The following is a 2,312-nucleotide window of genomic DNA, read 5'->3' as shown; positions in this document are numbered from 1 at the left end:
CGAAATTAAAATTAAAAATATGAACACATATTTCAAATTAATTTTTATATCCCTATAACAACACAAAAAAGGACAAATACAACTTCAAATAAGAAGGCATACTTGTCCATCGTCACACTACATCTATAAATACAGATATACAACAGTTAACAAAATGTGTATAATAACATAGATAGTTGTAGTGAGCTTTATGCTTGGTTGTAGAAGTCTGCCAACTTCTCAGCACCTATACGATGTTGACGCATCATATAGGACTGCAACTTATTTTATTTTGTTTGGAATATATCTCGAATTATAAATAATATTCAAATGTTTTTCCACAAAATAAATAAGCCAAAATTATTTTGGCTCAAATCAAATCTAACAAAACAATAAATTATATTTTTAAAAAATGCAAAAAAATCAACATAATAATTCTACGATCAAAACAAAAAAAGTTAGAATTTTTACATTCTAACCCAAAAGTTTCATTTTCTTTCTTATCATTTTAGTTACTTTAAACATCAAAACACCCCACAGAGAAAGCATAAACAACATATATATTAAAACAAAAACATCCCCTGCTAATCCTGTTAATAATTGCGGAGTATGGAGTGTTTCATTAAAAAAATCATAAAAAGAAGGAAACCATAAACAAACAGAAACACCAAATATAATTGCCCACAAATCATTAATTCTTTCTTCTAACTTAATTAACTCATTCATAAAAACACCTCGAATTTATTTATACAAATAAAACAATTACTAAGATACTTTTTGCACCATTTCTAACACTTTACTTCTCCATCTGCTGATATCTTCATGCGAAATTCCTAAATCAACTAACTCTTTCGGCATAAAATTTTGGTCCAACAACCATAAAGATAGTCTTTCTAAAGCAACATTTTGATTACCAAAGCTATAAAAATTCTCATACTTTTTACAAGTATGTTCTTTTTTACCTGTATATCTTGATAAATAAAAATATCTATTTCCCGCTGCCTTCGTGCTATTTAAATATGCCACAAAAAGCACCTCCTGTAATTTTCTCAAAAAAAATACACAAACGTGTATTCGCGCACAGATAAACCTGTTCGTATTCAATTTAAAAAAAGAAAGAAAATGATTAATCTTTTTTCAAATTATTGTTGTAATAATCCATTATGATCTTACTAGCTATTTCATTCTTATTTCCTAACTCCTCAAACGCCCAAATTACTTTCTTCGGGACTTTTACAAATATCGTATCTATTTTCTCTTCCAAAGGTTTTCTAGGTCTCGGCAATGTTAAATCCTCTTTATCTCTTTATTATCATCCTCTTTTCTTTTTATTTTTTCTTTTTATTTTTTTATCAGTATAGCAAACGAACAAATTACAATCGCTATTTTTTCAAAGAAATTTTTTCTTCAGATTCATTTCGCTCAGCATAATACTTTTCCCAATACCTTTTACTAACATCTCTTTCTAAAAAACAATCAATAATTAATCGCAAAACAAACAACACATTACAAAAAATCAATAAGATAGTTAATGGTAAAGGTAATGAACTAAAAATTTCTTTGGAATATTCAATAACACGAAAAAATGAAAATTCATCCACAAAATCACATCCGTTATTTATTATACTTTTTCAAAAAATCTATCAAAGCAATTTCTACAAGCATAGACTTTTGATTTTTAAGTTTTGCCTTTTTAAGAAATTCTGCAAATTCATCATGAACAGATTCAGACAAGAAAATGCTATTACGTTCCCTATTTTCATCCTCATCAATATTTTGAATACGTTCAAATAAACTTGGTTCATTTTCTTCATTAACAACCTCATTAATAATCGTATCTCTCAATTCATTTTCCATTTGTTTTTTTGCAAATTTCTTTAAAAACACAATTTCTTCTTCTGTAAACTCTTCTTTATCCATCACTTTAATACCCTTTTTTTCAATCATTTCAGTAACCTCTCCAAACTTCCAATGTCCATTTTCATGAACATAACCCTCTTTTTTTAGTTTTCTTCTAATCGTAGAACTATTTAAATTTAATTCTATCTCCAATTCTTTCATTTTCTTCCCTTGTTCCAATTGAACTACAATTTCACTAGCTTTCATACCATATTCCTCCCGACATCTAAAAATTAGGATTATACAATACATTATACCATAACAGCATTATCAAATGATTATGATTCGTTCGACAAAACACGACATTAACACAACCATACAACACCATTAGCAAAACGTTGTATCAACAAAACGATTTAATTATCACAACAAAATCACATCATTATCATTCAGAAATTATAAAATGGAATTTCAATATTTTTTTAAAAAAACTA

At 27.2% G+C, this 2,312-nt stretch carries 5 protein-coding genes; all 5 read right to left on the bottom strand.

The genetic code is table 11. The annotated features are described in order from the left end of the window. Positions 1 to 453: 453 nt before the first annotated feature. Entirely contained in the window at positions 454 to 705 is a 252-nt protein-coding gene (locus JFU02_RS03475; RefSeq protein ID WP_201069883.1) for a hypothetical protein, read from the bottom strand. Positions 706 to 744: 39 nt separating this feature from the next. Continuing rightward, positions 745 to 1,005, bottom strand: a complete 261-nt coding sequence (locus JFU02_RS03470; RefSeq protein ID WP_050267838.1) for a hypothetical protein — start codon at positions 1,003 to 1,005, stop codon at positions 745 to 747. Between the two features lie 100 nt (positions 1,006 to 1,105). After that, positions 1,106 to 1,264, bottom strand: a complete 159-nt coding sequence (locus JFU02_RS03465) for a hypothetical protein (protein ID WP_201069880.1) — start codon at positions 1,262 to 1,264, stop codon at positions 1,106 to 1,108. A gap of 97 nt (positions 1,265 to 1,361) precedes the next feature. After that, positions 1,362 to 1,580 carry a hypothetical protein gene (locus JFU02_RS03460; protein WP_201069877.1) on the bottom strand — a complete coding sequence of 73 codons (219 nt, stop codon included), beginning with the start codon at positions 1,578 to 1,580 and terminating at the stop codon, positions 1,362 to 1,364. Between the two features lie 13 nt (positions 1,581 to 1,593). Beyond that, positions 1,594 to 2,085 carry a hypothetical protein gene (locus JFU02_RS03455; protein ID WP_201069874.1) on the bottom strand — a complete coding sequence of 164 codons (492 nt, stop codon included), beginning with the start codon at positions 2,083 to 2,085 and terminating at the stop codon, positions 1,594 to 1,596. Positions 2,086 to 2,312 lie beyond the last annotated feature (227 nt).

The sequence above is a fragment of the Bacillus sp. TH13 genome (assembly GCF_016651175.1).
Lineage (GTDB): Bacteria > Bacillota > Bacilli > Bacillales > Bacillaceae_G > Bacillus_A > Bacillus_A thuringiensis_S.
The sequence above is the reverse complement of the archived record's forward strand: the minus strand, read 5'-3'. Positions and strand labels throughout refer to the sequence as shown.